Annotated in this window: 24 protein-coding genes; 17 read left to right on the plus strand and 7 right to left on the minus strand. The window is 68.1% G+C overall.

All coding sequences use genetic code 11. The annotated features are described in order from the left end of the window. Positions 1-225: 225 nt before the first annotated feature. Genes IFE19_RS02570 through IFE19_RS02575 form a run of 3 tightly spaced genes read left to right on the plus strand, consistent with a single transcriptional unit; the run spans position 226 to position 2,026 of the window. Positions 226-972: a DUF3667 domain-containing protein gene (locus tag IFE19_RS02570; protein WP_225910360.1), complete on the plus strand. Its 747-nt coding sequence runs from the start codon at positions 226-228 to the stop codon at positions 970-972. Continuing rightward, complete coding sequence (locus tag IFE19_RS17505; RefSeq protein WP_225910361.1) at positions 918-1,214, plus strand: hypothetical protein; 297 nt, start codon at positions 918-920, stop codon at positions 1,212-1,214. Before IFE19_RS02570 ends, IFE19_RS17505 begins: the two co-directional genes overlap by 55 nt. A 56-nt stretch (positions 1,215-1,270) precedes the next feature. Then, positions 1,271-2,026 (plus strand): tol-pal system YbgF family protein, encoded by a 756-nt coding sequence (locus IFE19_RS02575; protein ID WP_225910362.1) that lies wholly within the window; start codon positions 1,271-1,273, stop codon positions 2,024-2,026. A gap of 16 nt (positions 2,027-2,042) precedes the next feature. Here the strand turns inward: IFE19_RS02575 and IFE19_RS17510 are convergent, their stop codons facing one another. Beyond that, positions 2,043-2,243, minus strand: a complete 201-nt coding sequence (locus tag IFE19_RS17510; RefSeq protein WP_225910363.1) for a hypothetical protein — start codon at positions 2,241-2,243, stop codon at positions 2,043-2,045. Here IFE19_RS17510 and IFE19_RS02580 point away from each other — a divergent pair. From IFE19_RS02580 to IFE19_RS02600, 6 genes are all read left to right on the plus strand, one after another. Then, on the plus strand, positions 2,229-3,143 hold the full coding sequence (locus IFE19_RS02580; protein ID WP_263972805.1) for a tRNA lysidine(34) synthetase: 915 nt from the start codon (positions 2,229-2,231) through the stop codon (positions 3,141-3,143). The two genes, IFE19_RS17510 and IFE19_RS02580, sit on opposite strands and share 15 nt — an antisense overlap. Before the next feature lie 20 nt (positions 3,144-3,163). Beyond that, positions 3,164-3,511 carry a hypothetical protein gene (locus IFE19_RS17515; RefSeq protein ID WP_225910364.1) on the plus strand — a complete coding sequence of 116 codons (348 nt, stop codon included), beginning with the start codon at positions 3,164-3,166 and terminating at the stop codon, positions 3,509-3,511. 40 nt (positions 3,512-3,551) lie between these two features. Further along, complete coding sequence (gene ftsH / locus IFE19_RS02585) at positions 3,552-5,522, plus strand: ATP-dependent zinc metalloprotease FtsH (protein ID WP_207825409.1); 1,971 nt, start codon at positions 3,552-3,554, stop codon at positions 5,520-5,522. A 150-nt stretch (positions 5,523-5,672) separates the two neighbouring features. After that, a complete protein-coding gene (locus tag IFE19_RS02590; protein WP_207825411.1) occupies positions 5,673-6,887 on the plus strand; it encodes an acyltransferase family protein in 1,215 nt (404 codons plus the stop codon). Positions 6,888-6,950: 63 nt separating this feature from the next. After that, entirely contained in the window at positions 6,951-7,589 is a 639-nt protein-coding gene (locus IFE19_RS02595) for a hypothetical protein (RefSeq protein ID WP_207825413.1), read from the plus strand. A gap of 4 nt (positions 7,590-7,593) precedes the next feature. Further along, complete coding sequence (locus IFE19_RS02600) at positions 7,594-7,899, plus strand: winged helix-turn-helix domain-containing protein (protein ID WP_207825414.1); 306 nt, start codon at positions 7,594-7,596, stop codon at positions 7,897-7,899. Positions 7,900-7,933: 34 nt separating this feature from the next. On the opposite strand, the gene IFE19_RS02605 is transcribed toward IFE19_RS02600, so the two are convergent. Both IFE19_RS02605 and IFE19_RS17825 read right to left on the minus strand, forming a co-directional pair. Continuing rightward, entirely contained in the window at positions 7,934-8,365 is a 432-nt protein-coding gene (locus tag IFE19_RS02605; protein ID WP_207825415.1) for a GreA/GreB family elongation factor, read from the minus strand. 34 nt (positions 8,366-8,399) lie between these two features. Continuing rightward, the gene (locus tag IFE19_RS17825; protein WP_263972806.1) at positions 8,400-8,534 is read right to left on the minus strand and encodes a hypothetical protein; all 135 of its coding nucleotides are present in this window, start codon (positions 8,532-8,534) and stop codon (positions 8,400-8,402) included. Positions 8,535-8,784: 250 nt separating this feature from the next. Here IFE19_RS17825 and folP point away from each other — a divergent pair, with 250 nt between their 5' ends. Next, positions 8,785-9,621 (plus strand): dihydropteroate synthase, encoded by an 837-nt coding sequence (folP, locus tag IFE19_RS02610; RefSeq protein ID WP_207825416.1) that lies wholly within the window; start codon positions 8,785-8,787, stop codon positions 9,619-9,621. Here folP and IFE19_RS02615 read toward each other — a convergent pair. From IFE19_RS02615 to IFE19_RS02625, 3 genes are all read right to left on the minus strand, one after another. Then, positions 9,593-10,156 carry an ester cyclase gene (locus tag IFE19_RS02615; RefSeq protein ID WP_207825417.1) on the minus strand — a complete coding sequence of 188 codons (564 nt, stop codon included), beginning with the start codon at positions 10,154-10,156 and terminating at the stop codon, positions 9,593-9,595. The genes folP and IFE19_RS02615 overlap by 29 nt on opposite strands. 77 nt (positions 10,157-10,233) lie before the next feature. Next, positions 10,234-10,779, minus strand: coding sequence for an SRPBCC family protein (locus tag IFE19_RS02620; RefSeq protein WP_207825418.1), 546 nt, complete (start codon positions 10,777-10,779; stop codon positions 10,234-10,236). Next, positions 10,776-11,087: an ArsR/SmtB family transcription factor gene (locus IFE19_RS02625; protein WP_207825419.1), complete on the minus strand. Its 312-nt coding sequence runs from the start codon at positions 11,085-11,087 to the stop codon at positions 10,776-10,778. Before IFE19_RS02625 ends, IFE19_RS02620 begins: the two co-directional genes overlap by 4 nt. Before the next feature lie 81 nt (positions 11,088-11,168). Between IFE19_RS02625 and IFE19_RS02630 the strand changes: the two genes are divergently transcribed. The 3 genes from IFE19_RS02630 to IFE19_RS02640 all read left to right on the plus strand — a co-directional run bounded on the left by IFE19_RS02630 (position 11,169) and on the right by IFE19_RS02640 (position 12,972). After that, the gene (locus IFE19_RS02630) at positions 11,169-11,510 is read left to right on the plus strand and encodes a DMT family transporter (protein WP_207825420.1); all 342 of its coding nucleotides are present in this window, start codon (positions 11,169-11,171) and stop codon (positions 11,508-11,510) included. 80 nt (positions 11,511-11,590) lie between these two features. Beyond that, positions 11,591-12,361, plus strand: coding sequence for a bifunctional hydroxymethylpyrimidine kinase/phosphomethylpyrimidine kinase (gene thiD, locus IFE19_RS02635; RefSeq protein WP_263972807.1), 771 nt, complete (start codon positions 11,591-11,593; stop codon positions 12,359-12,361). A 38-nt stretch (positions 12,362-12,399) separates the two neighbouring features. Further along, a complete protein-coding gene (locus IFE19_RS02640) occupies positions 12,400-12,972 on the plus strand; it encodes a nucleotidyltransferase family protein (RefSeq protein WP_207825421.1) in 573 nt (190 codons plus the stop codon). An 83-nt stretch (positions 12,973-13,055) separates the two neighbouring features. Here IFE19_RS02640 and IFE19_RS02645 read toward each other — a convergent pair whose 3' ends face one another. Then, positions 13,056-13,442, minus strand: coding sequence for a hypothetical protein (locus tag IFE19_RS02645; RefSeq protein WP_207825423.1), 387 nt, complete (start codon positions 13,440-13,442; stop codon positions 13,056-13,058). 254 nt (positions 13,443-13,696) lie between these two features. Here IFE19_RS02645 and IFE19_RS02650 point away from each other — a divergent pair, with 254 nt between their 5' ends. The 4 genes from IFE19_RS02650 (at position 13,697) to IFE19_RS02665 (ending at position 17,060) form a co-directional block, all read left to right on the plus strand. Beyond that, positions 13,697-14,035 carry a hypothetical protein gene (locus IFE19_RS02650; protein WP_207825426.1) on the plus strand — a complete coding sequence of 113 codons (339 nt, stop codon included), beginning with the start codon at positions 13,697-13,699 and terminating at the stop codon, positions 14,033-14,035. Next, the gene (locus IFE19_RS02655) at positions 14,036-14,716 is read left to right on the plus strand and encodes a response regulator transcription factor (RefSeq protein WP_207825428.1); all 681 of its coding nucleotides are present in this window, start codon (positions 14,036-14,038) and stop codon (positions 14,714-14,716) included. 3 nt (positions 14,717-14,719) lie between these two features. Further along, the gene (locus IFE19_RS02660; RefSeq protein WP_207825430.1) at positions 14,720-16,168 is read left to right on the plus strand and encodes a sensor histidine kinase; all 1,449 of its coding nucleotides are present in this window, start codon (positions 14,720-14,722) and stop codon (positions 16,166-16,168) included. A 133-nt stretch (positions 16,169-16,301) separates the two neighbouring features. After that, positions 16,302-17,060 (plus strand): hypothetical protein, encoded by a 759-nt coding sequence (locus tag IFE19_RS02665; protein ID WP_207825431.1) that lies wholly within the window; start codon positions 16,302-16,304, stop codon positions 17,058-17,060. Positions 17,061-17,104 lie beyond the last annotated feature (44 nt).

The raw sequence follows: 17,104 nt of genomic DNA on the forward strand, positions 1-17,104 counted from the left end.
GTCGGCGCCTCTTTTCTTTGAGAGCGGGGAAGACCAAAGTCCGCGCCGAATCCGGGGACTTTGCGTGATTGATCTGGAAGCAGCGGGCGGCGCCATGACGGGCGGCATCATCGCAGGCGCGATTGAGAAGCCGACGGGGCAGGCGGGGATCATCACACGACCTGCGCCGACTGCGGGGTCGAGGTGACGGGACGGTTCTGCTCCAACTGCGGGCAGGCGGCGCATGTGCACCGCACCTTGCTGCATCTGGGCGAGGAGTTGCTGCACGGCGTCATGCATTTCGACGGCCGCTTCTGGCGCACCCTGCCGCTGCTGATCCTCAATCCCGGACGGTTGACGCGCGAATGGGTGCAAGGCCGGCGGACGCGCTACGTCTCGCCTCTGGCGATGTTCCTGTTCACCCTGTTCGTCATGTTCTTCGCGCTCAGCTTCATGCCCCACTCGGAGGTGAAGCTGCAGGGGCTGCCGGAGCAGATCGCCGTCCAGCGCGAGGCGATCGCCGAGGCCGAGCAGGTCGTCGTCGCCGCCCAGAAGGAGGTCGGCGCCGCCGTCGCGGCGATGGAGCCCGCCGACGGCGCGCCCCCTGCGCCCAACAGCGGGGCGCGGGCCGGGGTCGCCGCCGGGGTCCTGGCCGCCGCCCAGGCCGGGGTGATCAGCGAGAAGGCCAAGCTGGAGCGCCTGGAGCACGACGCCGTCGAGGGCCGCAAGGATGGCCTGACGCCGGGCACCTGGCAGGCCCAGGTGGCCGACATCGCCGGAGACGTGGGCAAGGACGGCGAGGTCAATGGCCTGACCAAGACCGTGGCCAAGAAACTGAAGAACCCGGACCGGGCGCTCTACAAGCTGCAGCAGACGGTCTACAAGTTCGCCTTCCTGCTGGTGCCGCTGTCCATCCCGTTCGTGGCCCTGATGTTCCTGTGGAAGCGGGGTTCACCCTGTACGACCACGGGGTCTTCGTTCTCTATTCGCTGACCTTCATGTCCCTGCTGCTGATGGCGGTGGTGGTCCTGGCGACGACGGTGAAGGGGGCGGGGCCGTTCGCGGGCCTGGTGGCGAGCCTGATCGTGCCGGTGCACATGTTCGCCCAGCTGAAGGGCGCCTACAGCCTGAAGATCTTCTCGACCCTTTGGCGGACCGTGGCCCTGCTGATCTTCTGCGAGATCGCGGCGACCCTGTTCATCGTGTCGATCATCTATCTGGGCCTCGGCCACTGATCTCGACCTCGAACTTGGCCTTGCGGGCGCCGCAAATCGATGGGACGACTTGAGACATGCTGAAGCTGCCTTTTTCCAAATCCGCTGCGTTGACGGCGATCGGTCTGACCCTGATCGGGGGCGCGGTCGTCGCCCAGGTCGCGCCGATGGAGCCGGTCCAGTGGGACAAGCGCCGTCTGGATCAGCTGGACCGCAACGTCCGCCGTCTGGAGCGCGCCCTGACCCAGAGGAACGCCGCCGGCCAGCCTGTCCTGGTCGAGCCCGACCCCGAGGTCGTGGCCATGCAGGGCCAGGTTTCGATCCTGGAGCGGCGTCTGGCCGACGTGGAGCAGACCTTCCAGCGCATGAACGCCGACAGCGAGCGTCTGACCTTCCAGCTGGACGAGGCGACGCGCGACAACGCCGCCCTGAGCCGTCGCCTGCGTGATCTGGAAGGCCGGGTCGAGCGCGCCGAGAAGGCCGCCGAGGAAGAGGCCGAGCTGAACGGGCCGATCGTCGCCAACTCGCCGACCGGCGACGCGGCCCAGGATCTGACGGCGGCCCTGCGTCTGCTGGGAACAGACGGCGCGCGCGGGCAACGGGCGCTGGAGACGGTCATCGTCACCTGGCCCAATACGCCGCAGTCGCGTGAAGCCAACAGCCGTCTGGGCGACCTGCACGTCGCCGCCCGCGACAACGCCGCCGCCGTGCCCGCCTACGCCGCCGCCCTGAACGGCTGGCCGCGCACGCCCTGGGCGCCGGAGACGACGCTGAAGCTGGCCGAGGCCCTGCGCGCCACGGACCGCAACAACACTCAGGCCTGCGGCGCCTGAACGAGTTCACCCGCCGCTACGCCGAGACGGCGACGGCGGCGCAGAAGACCCGCGCCACGCAACTGCGCACGCGGGCGAGCTGCAGCTGACGCCAGCCGACGCCGAGGGCCTGACCGGTCGGGTCTTCGCCCGGCTGGATAGGCGTCTGGACCGCGAGCGGGCCGAGCCGGTCGTCCTGGCCCTGTCGGGCGGGGGCGATTCCGTGGCCCTGCTGCATCTGGCCGTAGACTGGGCGAAGGCGCGTGGGCGGCGGCTGCTGGCCCTGACGGTGGATCACAATCTCAATCCGATGAGCGCGGACTGGACCCGGTTCGCGGGCGAGGCCGCGCGGGCGGTCGGGGCCGACTGGAGAGGGCTGAGCTGGGATGCGCCCGTCGTCGGGTCGGGGCTGACGGCGCGGGCGCGGGCGGCGCGGCATGGGCTGATCGCCGAGGCGGCGCGGGCGGCGGGGGCGCGGGTCGTGCTGCTGGCTCACACGCTGGACGACATAGCCGAGGCTGACTGGATGCGGGCGCGCGGCTCGACCCTGGGGCGGGTGCGCGAGTGGTCGCCGTCGCCGGTCTGGCCGCGGGGACGGGGGCTGATGCTGCTGCGGCCTTTGCTGGACGAGCGGCGCGAGACTTTGCGGGAGGAACTGCGGGTGCGCGGGGCGACGTGGATCGAGGACCCGGCCAATGCGGACGAACGCTTTCGGACGCGGCCGGGCGCGGGCGGCTTTGCGCGCGGTAGCCCTCCCCCTCGAGGGGGGGGTTGGGTGGGGGTGTGTGTCCTCTGGGGTGGCTTATCAGACAGTGGAGACGCAGAGGGCGTCGCCTCTTGGGTTCAACATTCAAACTCTGCGTACACACCCCCAGATCCCCGACCCTTCCCCCTCGAGGGGGAAGGGAGCCGATCTGGCTTGGGCTGGGATTGTGGACATTCCGCGCGACGCCTCGGCGTCCAGGCTGGCGGCGGGGCTGCTGTGCGCGGGGGCGGATCGACGCCGCCGCGCGGGGAGCGGCTGGAACGGCTGAGGGCGAGGCTGGCGGCGGGCGAGGACTTCGCCGCGGGTCTGGCGGGGGCGCGGATCGAGGCGGAGGGGACGTCGGTTCTGCTGATGCGCGAGCCGGGGAGATGAAGCGGCGCCCGCCGGAGTCTGTGACGCTGACGCCCGACGTGGCGGCCGTCTGGGACGGGCGCTTCGAGATCACGGCGCGCGGGGCACGCTGGCGGGTCGAGGCGGCGGCGGGGCGACTGGCGCAACTGTCCGAGGATGATCGGCGCGTGGTCGCAGGCTTGCCGGCGGCGGCGCGCGGCGGCCTGCCCGTGCTGGTTCGGGAGGGGGAGAGCGGCCCGATTCTCGCATGGCGGGGGGCGACGGTGCGGGCGCTGGGAGCGGGGCGCCTGAGCCTGGCCTTGGGCGAAACGACGCAGGAAGCCGACCTCTTTCACCCCATGCATGGCGAAACGCCGCCGACTGACCTATTTTCCTGGGAAGATTGCTGATCGGCGGGGCCTGTGCGCGCGCCGAGAAACCGAGGACCGAATGAATCTGCGTAATCTAGCCATCTGGGGCGGGCTGCTGCTGGTGCTGGTCGCGGTCTACGCCGCCATCAGCCAGAACGGCGGCGCGGCGATGCCCGGCGCCAAGGCTGCGGCGGCGGGCCGTCCTGCACCCATCACCTATTCGCAACTGATCACGGCCATCAACGGCCAGGAGATCAAGACGGCGACAGTGCGTGGCGACACGGTCAACGGCGTCTACAAGAACGACACGAAGTTCACGACCGTCACCCCCCTGCCCAACATCGACCTGGTCGACAAGATGCAGGCGGCCGGCGCCGTGGTGGATGTCAAGAGCACGCGCCAGCCCTGGTGGTCGGGCCTGCTGGGCCTGCTGCTGCCGGTGGCCCTGATCATCGCCTTCTGGTTCTTCATCATGAACCGGATGCAGGGCGGGGCGAAGGGCGCCATGGGCTTCGGCAAGTCCAAGGCCAAGCTGCTGACCGAGCACAAGGGCCGCAAGACCTTTGACGACGTCGCCGGCGTGGACGAGGCCAAGGACGAACTGCAAGAGGTCGTCGACTTCCTGAAGGACCCGGGCAAGTTCCAGCGTCTGGGCGGCAAGATCCCCAAGGGCGCGCTTCTGGTGGGTCCTCCCGGCACCGGCAAGACCCTGCTGGCGCGCGCGGTGGCGGGCGAGGCGGGCGTGCCCTTCTTCTCGATCTCGGGTTCGGACTTCGTGGAAATGTTCGTCGGCGTCGGCGCCAGCCGCGTGCGCGACATGTTCGAGCAGGCCAAGAAGAACGCGCCGTGCATCATCTTCATCGATGAGATCGACGCCGTCGGTCGTCACCGTGGCGCGGGCCTGGGCGGCGGCAACGACGAGCGCGAGCAGACGCTGAACCAGCTGCTGGTCGAGATGGACGGCTTCGAGGCGTCCGAGAACATCATCCTGATCGCCGCGACCAACCGTCCCGACGTGCTGGACCCGGCCCTGCTGCGTCCGGGCCGCTTCGACCGTCAGGTCGTGGTGCCCAACCCCGACGTCTCGGGCCGCGAGCGCATCCTGCGCGTCCACATGAAGGATGTGCCGCTGGCCGCCGACGTCAACGTCAAGACCCTGGCGCGCGGCACGCCGGGCTTCTCGGGCGCGGACCTGGCCAATCTGGTCAACGAAGCGGCCCTGATGGCGGCCCGCAAGGACCGTCGCATGGTCACGCACCGCGACTTCGAGGACGCCAAGGACAAGGTCATGATGGGTTCCGAACGGAAGTCCATGGCCATGAACGAGGAAGAGCGTCGCCTGACCGCCTATCACGAGGCCGGTCACGCCATCGTCGCCATCAACGTCAAGATGGCCGACCCGGTGCACAAGGCGACCATCGTCCCGCGCGGCCGCGCCCTGGGCATGGTGATGCAGCTGCCGGAAGGCGACCGCTATTCGATGAAGTTCCAGCAGATGATCGACCGCATCGCCATCATGGCCGGCGGCCGCGTCGCCGAGGAGCTGATCTTTGGCCCCGAAAGCATCACCTCGGGCGCCAGCTCGGATATCGAGCAGGCGACCAAGCTGGCGCGGGCCATGGTCACGCGCTGGGGCTTCTCGGAGCGGCTGGGCACGGTGGCCTATGGTGAGAACCAGGAGGAGGTCTTCCTGGGCCATTCGGTGTCGCGCAGCCAGAACGTCTCGGAAGAGACGGCCCGCATCATCGACGAAGAGGTCAAGCGCATCGTCACCGAAGGCTGGGACGAGGCGCGCCGCATCCTGACCGACAAGGCCGGCGATCACGAGAAGCTGTCCCAGGCCCTGTTGGAGTACGAGACCCTGTCGGGCGACGAGATCAAGGATCTGCTGGAGAAGGGCGTCGCCCCGAACCGCGACGAGGCCAATGACACGGTCGCCGGGCCGTCGGTCTCGGTGCCTGTGACGCCGGTCTCGGACGGTGTCGAGGTCGAGACGGCCAGGCCGTCGGAACCGGCCGCTGCGTCGACGACGAGCGTGCCGACCGTCTGATCGGATCGGACAGGCTGAATGAGGAAGGGGCGGGCCGTGAGGCTCGCCCCTTTTTCGTGGCCGTGAGGGAGGAAGTGAGATTTCAAACAGACTAGTTTGTATTTTAGACAAGTCTGTGAGATATGGCGTTATCCGAAACAGGAGGACGCCATGACGGCATCCGCATTCGATCAAACCGAACGCCTTCACGGCCTGGACGGCCTACGGGGCGCGGCCCTGCTGCTGGGGGTGGTGCTGCACGCCAGCCTGTCCTTCTTTCCGGCCCAGATCTGGATCGTGGCCGACGATCAGAAGTCGGTCTGGGCCAGCGGGCTCTTCTTCGTCATCCACCTGTTCCGCATGGGGAGCTTCTTCCTGATCGCCGGTCTGTTCGCCCACATGATGCTGAAGCGGCGCGGCGTGATGGGCTTCATCAAGGATAGGATGATCCGCATCGCCGGGCCGCTGGCGGCCTTCTGGTTTCCGGTGATGGCCGGGATCGTGGCGGTGCTGGTGTGGAACGCTTCGCTGATGGGGCTGACGGCCGCCGACGCCCCGCCGCCGCCGAAGTACAACTGGACCAACATTCCCCTGACCCATCTTTGGTTCCTGTGGGTGCTGCTATGGTTCTACGCCGCCCTGCTGATCGGGCGGGCCGTTGTCGCCCGGCTGGATCGGGCGGGGCGTCTGGGGCGGGGACTGGACCGGCTGGCGGGCGGACTGATCGGGCCGTGGGGGCCGCTGGTGCTGGGCGCGCCGCTGGCGTTGGCTCTGTGGTTCGAGCCGAACTGGATCGCCTTCTTCGGCATTCCGACGCCGGATGCGGGCCTGGTTCCCGAAACCTCGGCCCTGGTCGGTTTCGGTCTGGCCTTCGGCATGGGCGTGCTGCTGGATCGTCGTCGCGACCTGCTGAAGCGGATGGAGATCTGGGCGCCGGTCTGGCTGGGGCTGGCCCTGGGCGCGGGGACGACGGCGTTGATGCTGTCGGGCGGGCCGACGCCCGTGCTGACGCCGATGACCGATCCGGCAAGCAAGGCCATGACGGCGGCGGCCTTCGGCGTGGCGACCTACGCCAGCATGTTCGCCGTGGTCGGCCTGGCCCTGAGGTTCTGGTCGGGCCACAGCGCCCTGCGTCGTTATCTGGCCGACGCCTCCTACTGGGTCTACATCCTCCATCTGCCACTGGTGATGGCGGCCCAGGTGGTGGTGAAGGACTGGCCGCTGGTCTGGCCGCTCAAGCTGGCGATCGTCGTGGTCGGGGTCATGGCCGTTTGCCTGGCCAGCTATGAGCTGACGGTGCGCCACGGCTTCATGGGGCGCTGGCTGAACGGGCGGCGCGTGCCGTGGCGCAAGGCGCGCGTCGGCGTCCCGCTCGTCGCTGAATAGCTTGCCAACCTTGGCGGCTGCGTCCATCCGAGGGGGCAGCCGCGTCGCGCCAGGAATCACCCGATGACCGACAAGTCCCGCACGCCCGAAGCCGACCTCGCCTTCATGCGCTCGATCGTGGAGGGGAGCGGGCGACCGCCGATGACCCTGGCGATCTGTTATCTGGCGGGGGGGCTGCTGTACGGCCTGCAGTGCCTGTTCCACATCGGCCAGGTGATCGGCCTGATCCGCTGGCCTGATCTGGCCAATCTGGCCTTTGTCGTCGGGATCACCGTGGCCTTTCTGGCGGTCCTGACCTGGGCGATCCTCAAGGACCGCAAGGCCGGGTCGTCCAACCGGGGGCCGCTGGCGACGCGGGTGACCTCGGCCGCCTTCAGCGCCACCGGCATGGCCAACGCCGCCGTCATCATCGTCTTCGGCGTGGGGGCGGTGCGGGATCAGGACTTCGCCGTCTGGCTTTATTACGCCGCCATCGTCTTCGCCCTGCAGGCGGCGGCCTGGTACGTGGCCTGGGTGCTGAAGAAGAAGGGCTGGATGCTGGCGGTGTCGCTGGGCGGATGGGTCACGGCGGTGGCCCTGGGCGTGCTGGTGCGCCAGCCGGTCGCCTATCTGGGCGTCTGCACCGCAGCCCTATTCCTGTTGTTCGCCCTGCCGGGATGGGCCCTGTTCCGTGACGCCCGCGCGGGCGGCAAGGCCGCCTGACGCCATGGGAGTGGCCGACGATTTCGGACGGATCGACGAGGTCATCCACGGCCGCATGCGGCTGGGGATCATGGTCTATCTGGCTGACGTCGAGGCGGCGGACTTCACCGAGCTGAAGACGGTGCTGGAGGCGACCCAGGGCAATCTGTCGGTCCATCTGAAGAAGCTTGAAGAGGCGGGCTATGTCGCCATCAGCAAGAGCTTCGTGAACAACAAGCCCCTGACGCGGATCGCCATCACGCCGGAGGGGCGGGCGGCGTTCGCGGCCTATCTGGATGCGCTCGGCGGTTTGATCGGGCGGAAGGGCTGACGCCGGGAGGACGTCAGCGCCAACGCAACGCCTTTCAGTGGGCGACGGCCGCGATGGGGTCTTCGTCCTCGATCAGCACGGCGGTGAGCCTTCGCGTTTCGCCGGAGGGGTCGGGCCAGTTGATCGACTCGCCTTCCTTCAGGCCGATCAGACCGGCGCCGACGTGCGACAGGATGGAGACGCGGCCGGCGTCGATGTCGGCCTCGCGCGGCAGGACCAGCTGGACGCGGCGCACCTCGGGATGGCGATCGTCGGCGTAGTGCAGCCAGCGGTTCAGCCCGACCACGTCGCGCGGCATGTCGGCGTCGTCGCAGACCTCGGCGCGGTCCAGTTCCTGTTGCAGCAGGCCGGCGGGGCCGGTTCCGGGCAGGTCGCCGACCAGGCGGTCCAGGGCGTCGAAGTCCGCGCGGCTGAGGAGGATGCCGGGCAGGGCGGGAGGGCGGCCGCGGGTCTTGGCGGTGGTCATGTCAGGTCTCGGTGTGAAGAAAAGAAGGAAAGGGTCAGGCGGCCGAGGGGCCGTCGTCGTCGCCGTCGTCAGCCGGGGGCGCAGGCGCGGGCGGCGTCGCCGGGCGACGGCCCGGGAAGGGCAGGATGTCGGCGCCGCGTGCAGGCGGATCGTCTTGAGCTGGGGTCATGGCAGGCGTGCTCGCGGACGGCCGACGGGCGGCGTGCGCGATCCTGAATTTGGGGAACTAGGGAAGAATGCGAAGCGACGCGCCCCGTAGCGGACGACAGCGCAGGCTGGCCGCTACGGGTTAGATGCCTTCGACGCGGCGACCCGCGTGGGTGAGGCGTCGAGCCTGGCTGACGAAACGTTCCATAGTGGCTAGAGGCTGAGCCTCGGCGCGCGGAAAGTCAAACCGGCGTCTTGGGAGTTCTTGTCGCATGGACCTTCAATCCCTCGTGAAGCCGCCGCTGGTTATGGGGATCGTCAACGTCACGCCCGACAGTTTCTCGGACGGCGGGCGGCACGACACGCGCGAGGCGGCGCTGGCCCATGCCCTGCGGCTGATCGAGCAGGGGGCGGACGTTCTGGACATCGGCGGCGAGAGCACGCGGCCGGGCTCGGACCCGGTGAGCGAGGACGAGGAGATCGCCCGCACCCTGCCGCTGATCGCGGCGATCCGCGCGCGCTGGGACGGGATGATCAGCATCGACACCATGAAGCCGGGCGTGGCGCGGGCCGCCGTGGCGGCTGGGGCAACGATGTGGAACGACGTGACGGCCCTGATGCACAACCCCGACAGTCTGGCGACGGCAGCCGAACTGGGCTGTCAGGTGGTGCTGATGCACATGAAGGGGGCGCCCAAGACCATGCAGGATGACCCGCGCTACGACGATGTCGTTGCCGAGGTGGTCGCCCATCTGGCGGCGCGGGCCGAGGCGGCGATGGCGGCGGGCGTGGCGCGAGAGAAGATCTGGCTGGACCCTGGCATCGGCTTCGCCAAGACCACGGACCACAACCTGGCCCTGACGGCGCGGCTGGAGGCCCTGGTCGATCTGGGCTTCCCGGTGCTCTACGCCGCCAGTCGCAAGCGGATGATTCAGGGCGTGGACGCTAGCGCGGTTCAGGCCAGCGACCGGCTGGGCGGTTCCCTGGCCCTGGCGCTGGAAGGCGCCCGCCGCGGCGCACGGATGGTCCGCGTCCACGACGTGCGCGAGACGGTCCAGGCCCTGAAGCTTCAGGCGGCGGTCAGGGCGCGAGCCCGACCTGCTTCATGAAGGCCTGGTTGTCCCAGTAGAGCCATTCCTCGACCATGACGCCGTTTTCCCAGCGGCCGACGGTCAGCATGGGCAGCTTGAACGCCTTGCCGGTCGGCTGGATCACCTTGCCGCCGCCGATGTCCATAGGCTGGGTGAAGGTGCCTTCCATGATGCCCTGAACCGCGGTGTATTCGCCGTCAGCCAGCTTGAGCGGATGCTCCTTGATCCGGGTGTCTGGGGCGAAGACGAACTGCGGCTTCAGCTTGTCCAGGTGGGCCGCGATCCCGGTCGTCGTGGTGCCGTCGGGGTAGTGAACCACGATGTTCTCGGCGTGGCTGCGGCCGATCTCGTCCCACTTCTGGCCGCTGTAGACGTTGAAATCCAGGTCGTCGAAATTGGCCAGATTGCGGGCCTGTTCGGCGGTGTGGGTCGATCCGGCCGCAGCGGTCGCGGCGGGGGCCTTTTCGGCGGCGCTCTTGTCGGCCGCGGGCGGTGAACAGGCGGCCAGGGCAAGGCTGCCGGCGGCGGCGATAAGGATTGTAGAATGACGCATGGTCCCTCCCGGAACGGTCGGCGGAGATCGCGCGACCGAACGATGTAATGCCGTAGGTCTAGCGTCGTTCCCGGGCGTCAGGCCGCTGACGCTGGCCGGGCCGCCGCATAGGCGTCGCGCAGGGTGGTCCAGCGCGGCCAGTTCCACGGATGGGGCGTGCGGCGTGCGGCGTCGTCGAGGCCTTCCATGTGGTGATGCCAGCCCGCCAGGGTGTTGGCGACGTTGGATTCCCAGTCGCGCGACATGCGGTGGATCAGGGTCAGGCTGGTGCCGTCGCCGTCGGGCGACAGCCGCCATGAGACGACCGAGTCGGCGCCGCCGAAGGTGTGCTCGAAGCGGGTGAAGGGCTGGAAGACCAGGACCTCGTTGGCCTGTCGGCGGACCTCGGGGGTGTCGGGGAATTTCTCGGTGGCGGGCTGGCGGAAGTCGAGGTCCATGCGGCCGCCGGGCGTGGGGTCGATCACGGCCTCGGCCAGCCAGCAGGCGAGGCCCTCGGGCGTGGTCAGGGCGGCCCAGACGCGCTCGGGCGAATGGCGCAGGCGGCGCTCGAACCGGATTTCGTAGCCGCCGTCGATCTCGGTCGCGCGGCCCTGATCATCGGCGAGGGTGAGAGTGTCGGTCATTGCGGAAACTCCTTGTCGAGATGGTGCTCAAGCGCGTCGAGGCGACCGGTCCAGAAGCGGCGATAGGGCTGCAGCCAGGCGTCCAGTTCGGCCAGGGGCGCGGGATTGAGGCGATAGAGACGCCGCTGCGCGTCCTTGCGCACCGTGACCAGGCCCGCCTCGCGCAGCACCGACAGGTGTTTGGACACGGTCGGCTGACTGATGGGCAGGGCGTCGACGAAGTCCCCGGCGGGGCGTTCGCCGTCGGCCAGCATGGCGACGATGGCCATGCGGTGCGGTTCGGACAGGGCTTGCAGGGCGAGGTTCATATATATCGTTTATTGGCAATATAGCTTATTGTCAATGTAAAGGGCGTTGCCTCTGCGGGCGCCTTCGGCCATGCAGCCGTCATGTCCTGGCTCATGTCTCTGAATCCGTGGTTGGTGCTCGTCGTGGCGGGCCTGTTCGAGGTCATGTGGGCCTCGGGGATCAAGTATGTGGGCGTGCAGCGGCCGCTGATCTCGGTGGGGGTGGTCCTGGCCCTGGTCGCCAGCATGGTCGGGTTGTGGATCGCCACGCAGAAGCTGCCGGTGGGCACGGCCTATGCGGTGTGGACCGGCATCGGCGCCGTGGGCGCGGCGGCGGTCGGGATCGTGGTCTATGGCGAGCCGGCGACGGCGGTGCGGGCGGTCTGCATCCTGCTGATCGTGGCGGGCATTGTCGGGTTGAAGCTGTTTTCGGGAGCGCACTGATGGGCGAGATCAACCTCCCTCAAGCAGTCTCCGACCGCGTCGGAGACGATAGGGGCCCAAAAAGAGGCCGGGTCTTGATTTTGGCTGGCTCCGACTCGGGCGGCGGGGCGGGGATTCAGGCCGACATCAAGGCGGTGACCATGCTGGGCGGGTTCGCCGCCACGGCGATCACGGCCATCACCATTCAGAACACCCTGGGGGTTCACGGGGTCTATCCCCTGCCGCTCGACGTGATCGAGGCCCAGGCCAAGGCCGTGCTGGACGACATCGGCGCCGATGCGCTGAAGACGGGGATGCTGGGCTCGGTCGAGGTGGTCGAGGCGGTGGCCGGGCTGATCGACTATGCCGGGACCGTGCCGACGGTGGTGGACCCCGTGATGATCGCCAAGGGCGGCTCGCCGCTGCTGGAGGACCGCGCGGTGGAGGCGGTGCGGCGGCTGATGGTGCCGCGCGCGGCCCTGCTGACCCCCAATGCGCCCGAGGCTGAGGCCCTGACCGGGATTGCGGTCGTCGATCAGGACGGCCAGCGCCGGGCGGGCGAGGCTCTGCTGGCCATGGGCGCGCGGGCGGTGCTGATGAAGGGCGGCCATGTGCCGGGCGAGACGGTCATCGACCTGCTGCTGACCGCCGACGGCGAGACGGTGCTGGAGAGCGAGCGCATCGACACGCGCCACACCCACGGCACGGGCTGCACCCTGGCCAGCGCCTGCGCGGCCGGGATCGCCAAGGGCCTGCCGCTGCAGACGGCGGTCGCCGAGGCCTGGGCCTATGTGGCCGAGGCCATCCGCCGCGCGCCGGGGCTGGGGCAGGGGCACGGACCGCTGGATCACGGCTGGCCGCTGCGGGGTTAGGGCTTTCGTCCAGACCGGAATCGTCGTCTCTGCCGCCCATGAGCCTTGAGACCCGACTGATCGAGATCGTCCGCGCCGACCCGGCGCTGATGCATGTGCTGAGCGTGATGCGCGACCTGGACCTGCCGGATTGGCGGTTGTTTTCGGGGGCCGTCTATCAGGGGGTGTGGAACGACCGGACCGGGCGGCCGGTCGGCTATGGGATCAAGGACTACGACATCGGCTATTTCGATCCTGATGTCTCGTGGGACGCCGAGGACGTCATCATCAAGCGCGTCGCCGCCGCCTTCGAGCCGCCGTTCAGGGACCTGGTCGAGGTGCGCAATCAGGCGCGGGTTCATCTGTGGTTCGAGAACAAGTTCGGCGAGGCCTATGAGGCCCTGACCTGCACCGACGACGCGCCTGCGCAGTTCGTGGCGCCGGCCTTCGCCCTGGCCGTGCGGCTGGAGAAGGACGACACGATCAGCGTGGCGGCGCCCTATGGTCTGCAGGACGTGTTCGACATGGTGATCCGGCCCAATCCCGTGCGGGGCCTGGCCAAGGGGTGGGACAAGGTGATCGCCAGCGCGCGCGGCCGCTGGCCGGAGATCAGGGTGGTCGAGCCAGAATGACGAAAAGGGCGCGACCCTTGCGGATCGCGCCCCTCGACCCGGCCTCGGACAGGGAGGGATGAGGCCCGGTTTCCGGTTAGCCGTCAGTGGCGACGGCCGTCGTAGTCGTTGCGCTCGTAGCGGACCTTGGCGGACAGGCGGTCATAGCGACGGTCCAGGTCCTGGCGCTCCCAGCGGGTCAGGCCGCCGCGCATGTATTGGCGCTCCAGACGGACCAGGCTGTCCAGTTCGTCCTGCAGACGCGAGGCCTCGCGGCGGCTGAGCTGGCGGGTCTGGACGCCACGGTCGATACGACGGTCCAGGTTGTGCTTGCGCTGGGCGATGGCGTTCCAGCCGTAGTCGCTCTGCTCATAGCCGTGGCCGCGCGAGGGACCGTGACGGTCATAGGCCCCATTATAGGATTGGGCGGCGGCGGGCAGGGCGGCCGAGGCGACGGCGACGGCCAGGGCGGGGATCAGCAGCTTCTTCATGGTCTTGGCTCCTTCGGTTCGTCGCAACCGGATCGGCTGCGTTGATCCCAGAAGACCACCCGGCGGCTGAGCCGCATCTGAACGGCGCGTTTCAGATCGGGTTCATCTGCATGAGAAGTTCGTCATCCTGGCGGGGACATGCTGACTGGCGGTCACAGCGACGGAGAATCCGTCTGCACGCGTTCCTTGTCCGGATGAACGACGGTAGACTGCGTTCAGCCCCCGTTCAGAGGCCCCTGTCTAGAAGACAAACCATGATGCGTATTCGAGCCCTCCTGCTGGCCGGTCTGATCGCCCTCGTCCCCCTGACGGACGCGGCGGCCCAGTCGCGCGGCCGTGACCGGGATCGCGACGACGATCGCCGGGAGCAACCCCGAGGCTATCCGGGACAGGGGCTGCGCGACGCGCCCCGCTCGGCGCCCCGTGCGGATCCGGGCGACATCGCCCGTCGCGTCCAGTCGGGTCGCCCCGGCCGGATGCTGGGCGTGCAGGAGCGCGGCGGCGACTATGTGGTGCGCTGGGAGTATCCGGGCGGACGCGTGTCGGACATACAGGTTGACGGCCAGTCAGGCCGGGTTCGCGGAGACGACTGAATGCGGGTGCTGCTTGTCGAGGACGACGTCGATCTGTCGCGCCAGCTGAAGACCGCATTGAGCGACGCCGGATACGCCGTTGATCACGCCCCCGACGGCGAGGAAGCCTGGTTCCTGGGCGACACTGAACCCTATGACGTGGTCGTGCTGGACCTGGGCCTGCCCAAGATCGACGGCGTGTCGGTGCTGGAGCGCTGGCGCCGCGAGGGCAAGGCCACGCCGGTGTTGATCCTGACGGCGCGGGGCGCCTGGTCGGACAAGGTGGCGGGCTTTGACGCCGGGGCCGACGACTATCTGACCAAGCCCTTCCATACCGAGGAGCTGCTGGCCCGCCTGCGCGCCCTGTTGCGCCGCTCGGCCGGCCACGCCGCGGCGACCCTGACGTGCGGCGGCCTGCGCCTCGACCCGCGCGCGGCGCGGGCGACGGTCAACGGCGAGCCGCTGCGCCTGACCAGCCTGGAATACCGCCTGCTGCACTACATGATGATGCACCAGGGCCGGGTCATCAGCCGCACCGAGCTGGTCGAGCATCTGTACGATCAGGACTTCGACCGCGACTCCAACACTATCGAGGTCTTCGTCGGGCGTCTGAGAAAGAAGATCGGCTCGGACCGGATCGAGACGGTGCGCGGTCTGGGCTATCGCCTGTCGCCGCTGGCCGGCGAGAGCGACGCGGCCTGATCCGTGACAGACGCCGGGGCGGCTGAAACGCCCGCCAAGCCGCACAGGAACGAATGGGGCCGCTGGTTCGGGCGGCCGGGCAAGTCGCTGACGCGGCGTCTGATCTGGCTGGCCTCGGCCTGGATTCTGGTGGCCCTGCTGGTGACGGGCGTGGTGCTGACCTCGGTGTTTCAGGAATCGGCGCTGCGGCGGCTCGGCAACATGCTGGGCGACACCATCGACGAGGCGGTGGTCGCGACCAGCATCACCCCCGAAGGCGAGATCTTCATCGGCGAGATCCGCGACGCCCGCACCGAGCGTCTGCTGTCCGGCAAGTACTGGATGGTGGCCGAGCAGGGGCCGGGCGGGCAGTTGCAGGTGGTGGCGCGCTCGGCCTCGTTGGGGCGGGCCAATCTGGAATATGCGCCTGATCTGGATGACCGGCTGCGATCGGCCTTCGGTCAGACCATCAGCTACAACGCCGAGGACGGGCCCAAGGGCGAGCCCCTGCGCATCGCCGCCAGCATGAAGCAGCTGCCGGGACGGACGGCGCCGGTGGTCTTCTTCGCCGGGGTGGACCGTTCCGACATCGACGCCGACACGCGCCAGTTCGCCACCGTGACCTGGGTGGCCATGCTGCTGCTGGGGGCCGGTCTGGTCTCGGCGGTCTTTATTCAGGTGCGGGTGGGGCTGCGCCCCCTGTTCGACCTGCGCGACGAGATTTCGGACGTGCGCAAGGGCAGCTCGCACCGCATCGAGGGCGTCTATCCGGTCGAGATCCAGCCCCTGGCCGAGCAGGTCAACCGGCTGCTGACCCATAACCAGGAGACGGTGGAGCGCCAGCGCACCCACGTCGGCAATCTGGCCCATGCGCTGAAGACGCCGCTGGCGGTCATGCTGGCCGAGGCGGGGACCAGCGAGGGCGTCCTGCCCGACATGGTGCGCAAGCAGACCAGGGTGATGCAGGATCAGGTGGACCACCACCTGCGCCGCGCCCGCGCCGCGGCCCGCGCCGCCCATGGTCTGGGCGAAACCACGCCGGTGGGCGAGGTGCTGGACGAGCTGGCGGTCATGCTGGAGCGGGTGTTCGAGACCAAGGGCGTCGAAATCGACTGGCGCGCGCCGGACGAACTGGCCTTCCTGGGCGAGCGTCAGGATTTGCAGGAAATCTTCGGCAACCTGATCGAGAACGCCGCCAAATGGTGCAAACGCCGGGTGCGGATTTCAGCCGGGGCCTCGGTGCCCGGCCAGATGGTGGTGGTGGTCGAGGACGACGGCCCCGGCCTGCCCGCCGATCAGCGCGACGCCGCCCTGAAGCGCGGCACGCGGATGGACGAGGACACGCCGGGCACCGGCCTAGGCCTGTCCATTGTCGAGGATCTGACGCGGGCCTACGGCGGTCGGGTCACCCTGGCCGACAGCGACATGGGCGGGCTGAAGGTGTTGCTGGAGTTGCCCGCGGCGGAGGGGTGAGGGCGCGCGGATCCTCGGCCGAAAGCAGACGTGTCAAATGTCGGCTAAGGGTGGAAAGCGGACGGCACCAACGGTACGGTCGGATAGTCTCAGCACCCGTTAAATTCCGAAGGTCCCGCTTGAAATGCAACGAATGGCGCGTTTGCTGGCCTCGCCTATGGTGGGTGTTATATTCCTCGCCACTGTAGCCGCTGGCTCCGCCGCCTTTGCGCAATCCGCGTCGAGCGAAAATGCAACCCGTCAACTGGATGAGCGAGCTTGGGGCTATGAAATCCTCGATGCCTCAACAGAAGAACTTGCCCGCAATTTTCTGCCCAATTTTCCGCGGGAGATCGTGGATCATGATTGGATGAGATTGAGTTCTTTTGGGCCCAGATATCTCTCATTGTATGAGCGATCGGTATCCATTTCAGAGTGGGCTTGCGTTCAAAAAATCCATAAAATGGTCTTCTGGTCATCACATGAAATCTATCCAGAGCGCCGCGCGGATCTAGGAATAATTCAAACAAATCGCTTTGAAGACGCTATTTACCAGATTTCCGAGACTGGCCAATGCGGTCGCCACGGCAACCGTATCGCGGGATTTAGCGCATATGGCGTGGATGTAAGCAACGCGCTTCGATCCTACAAAATGGCAGTCGATGACGGCGATCATACAATCCAATGCACCTCCGGATCTAGCGAATGCATAACCTTGCTTCGCTCTTTTGACCTTAAGTCTCTTCGCCGCCTTGGAGTCTGCAATGAACTTCATTGTCTGGCAAAATTCGACTTCCCTCCCTCTGCGGCGGACGTGAAGTCGAGCCCCTACGGCTGGGAACTAAAGCTCTACGATGGCCCTGTCGGGCGTCGAATCGTCATTAGTCCGGGGTTGCAACCGGCTGTCTCATAAGAGGTTGGTTTGCCTTGCCGGCGCTGCGCCGACGCGACACCCTG

The sequence above is a fragment of the Brevundimonas pondensis genome (assembly GCF_017487345.1).
Lineage (GTDB): Bacteria > Pseudomonadota > Alphaproteobacteria > Caulobacterales > Caulobacteraceae > Brevundimonas > Brevundimonas pondensis.

What these genes read in the sequence shown, in the direction of transcription:
- IFE19_RS02600 (WP_207825414.1), top strand. Translation starts at nt 7,594, where the DNA reads ATGGGAGTGGCCGACGATTTCGGACGGATCGACGAGGTCATCCACGGC.
- IFE19_RS02625 (WP_207825419.1), bottom strand. Translation starts at nt 11,087, where the DNA reads ATGAACCTCGCCCTGCAAGCCCTGTCCGAACCGCACCGCATGGCCATC.
- IFE19_RS17510 (WP_225910363.1), bottom strand. Translation starts at nt 2,243, where the DNA reads ATGCAGCAGGGCCACGGAATCGCCCCCGCCCGACAGGGCCAGGACGAC.
- IFE19_RS02605 (WP_207825415.1), bottom strand. Translation starts at nt 8,365, where the DNA reads ATGACCACCGCCAAGACCCGCGGCCGCCCTCCCGCCCTGCCCGGCATC.
- IFE19_RS02630 (WP_207825420.1), top strand. Translation starts at nt 11,169, where the DNA reads ATGTCCTGGCTCATGTCTCTGAATCCGTGGTTGGTGCTCGTCGTGGCG.
- IFE19_RS17825 (WP_263972806.1), bottom strand. Translation starts at nt 8,534, where the DNA reads ATGACCCCAGCTCAAGACGATCCGCCTGCACGCGGCGCCGACATCCTG.
- IFE19_RS02590 (WP_207825411.1), top strand. Translation starts at nt 5,673, where the DNA reads ATGACGGCATCCGCATTCGATCAAACCGAACGCCTTCACGGCCTGGAC.
- IFE19_RS02655 (WP_207825428.1), top strand. Translation starts at nt 14,036, where the DNA reads ATGCGGGTGCTGCTTGTCGAGGACGACGTCGATCTGTCGCGCCAGCTG.
- folP (WP_207825416.1), top strand. Translation starts at nt 8,785, where the DNA reads ATGGACCTTCAATCCCTCGTGAAGCCGCCGCTGGTTATGGGGATCGTC.
- IFE19_RS02595 (WP_207825413.1), top strand. Translation starts at nt 6,951, where the DNA reads ATGACCGACAAGTCCCGCACGCCCGAAGCCGACCTCGCCTTCATGCGC.
- IFE19_RS02615 (WP_207825417.1), bottom strand. Translation starts at nt 10,156, where the DNA reads ATGCGTCATTCTACAATCCTTATCGCCGCCGCCGGCAGCCTTGCCCTG.
- IFE19_RS02650 (WP_207825426.1), top strand. Translation starts at nt 13,697, where the DNA reads ATGATGCGTATTCGAGCCCTCCTGCTGGCCGGTCTGATCGCCCTCGTC.
- ftsH (WP_207825409.1), top strand. Translation starts at nt 3,552, where the DNA reads ATGAATCTGCGTAATCTAGCCATCTGGGGCGGGCTGCTGCTGGTGCTG.
- IFE19_RS02620 (WP_207825418.1), bottom strand. Translation starts at nt 10,779, where the DNA reads ATGACCGACACTCTCACCCTCGCCGATGATCAGGGCCGCGCGACCGAG.
- IFE19_RS02640 (WP_207825421.1), top strand. Translation starts at nt 12,400, where the DNA reads ATGAGCCTTGAGACCCGACTGATCGAGATCGTCCGCGCCGACCCGGCG.
- IFE19_RS02665 (WP_207825431.1), top strand. Translation starts at nt 16,302, where the DNA reads ATGGCGCGTTTGCTGGCCTCGCCTATGGTGGGTGTTATATTCCTCGCC.
- IFE19_RS02645 (WP_207825423.1), bottom strand. Translation starts at nt 13,442, where the DNA reads ATGAAGAAGCTGCTGATCCCCGCCCTGGCCGTCGCCGTCGCCTCGGCC.
- IFE19_RS02575 (WP_225910362.1), top strand. Translation starts at nt 1,271, where the DNA reads ATGCTGAAGCTGCCTTTTTCCAAATCCGCTGCGTTGACGGCGATCGGT.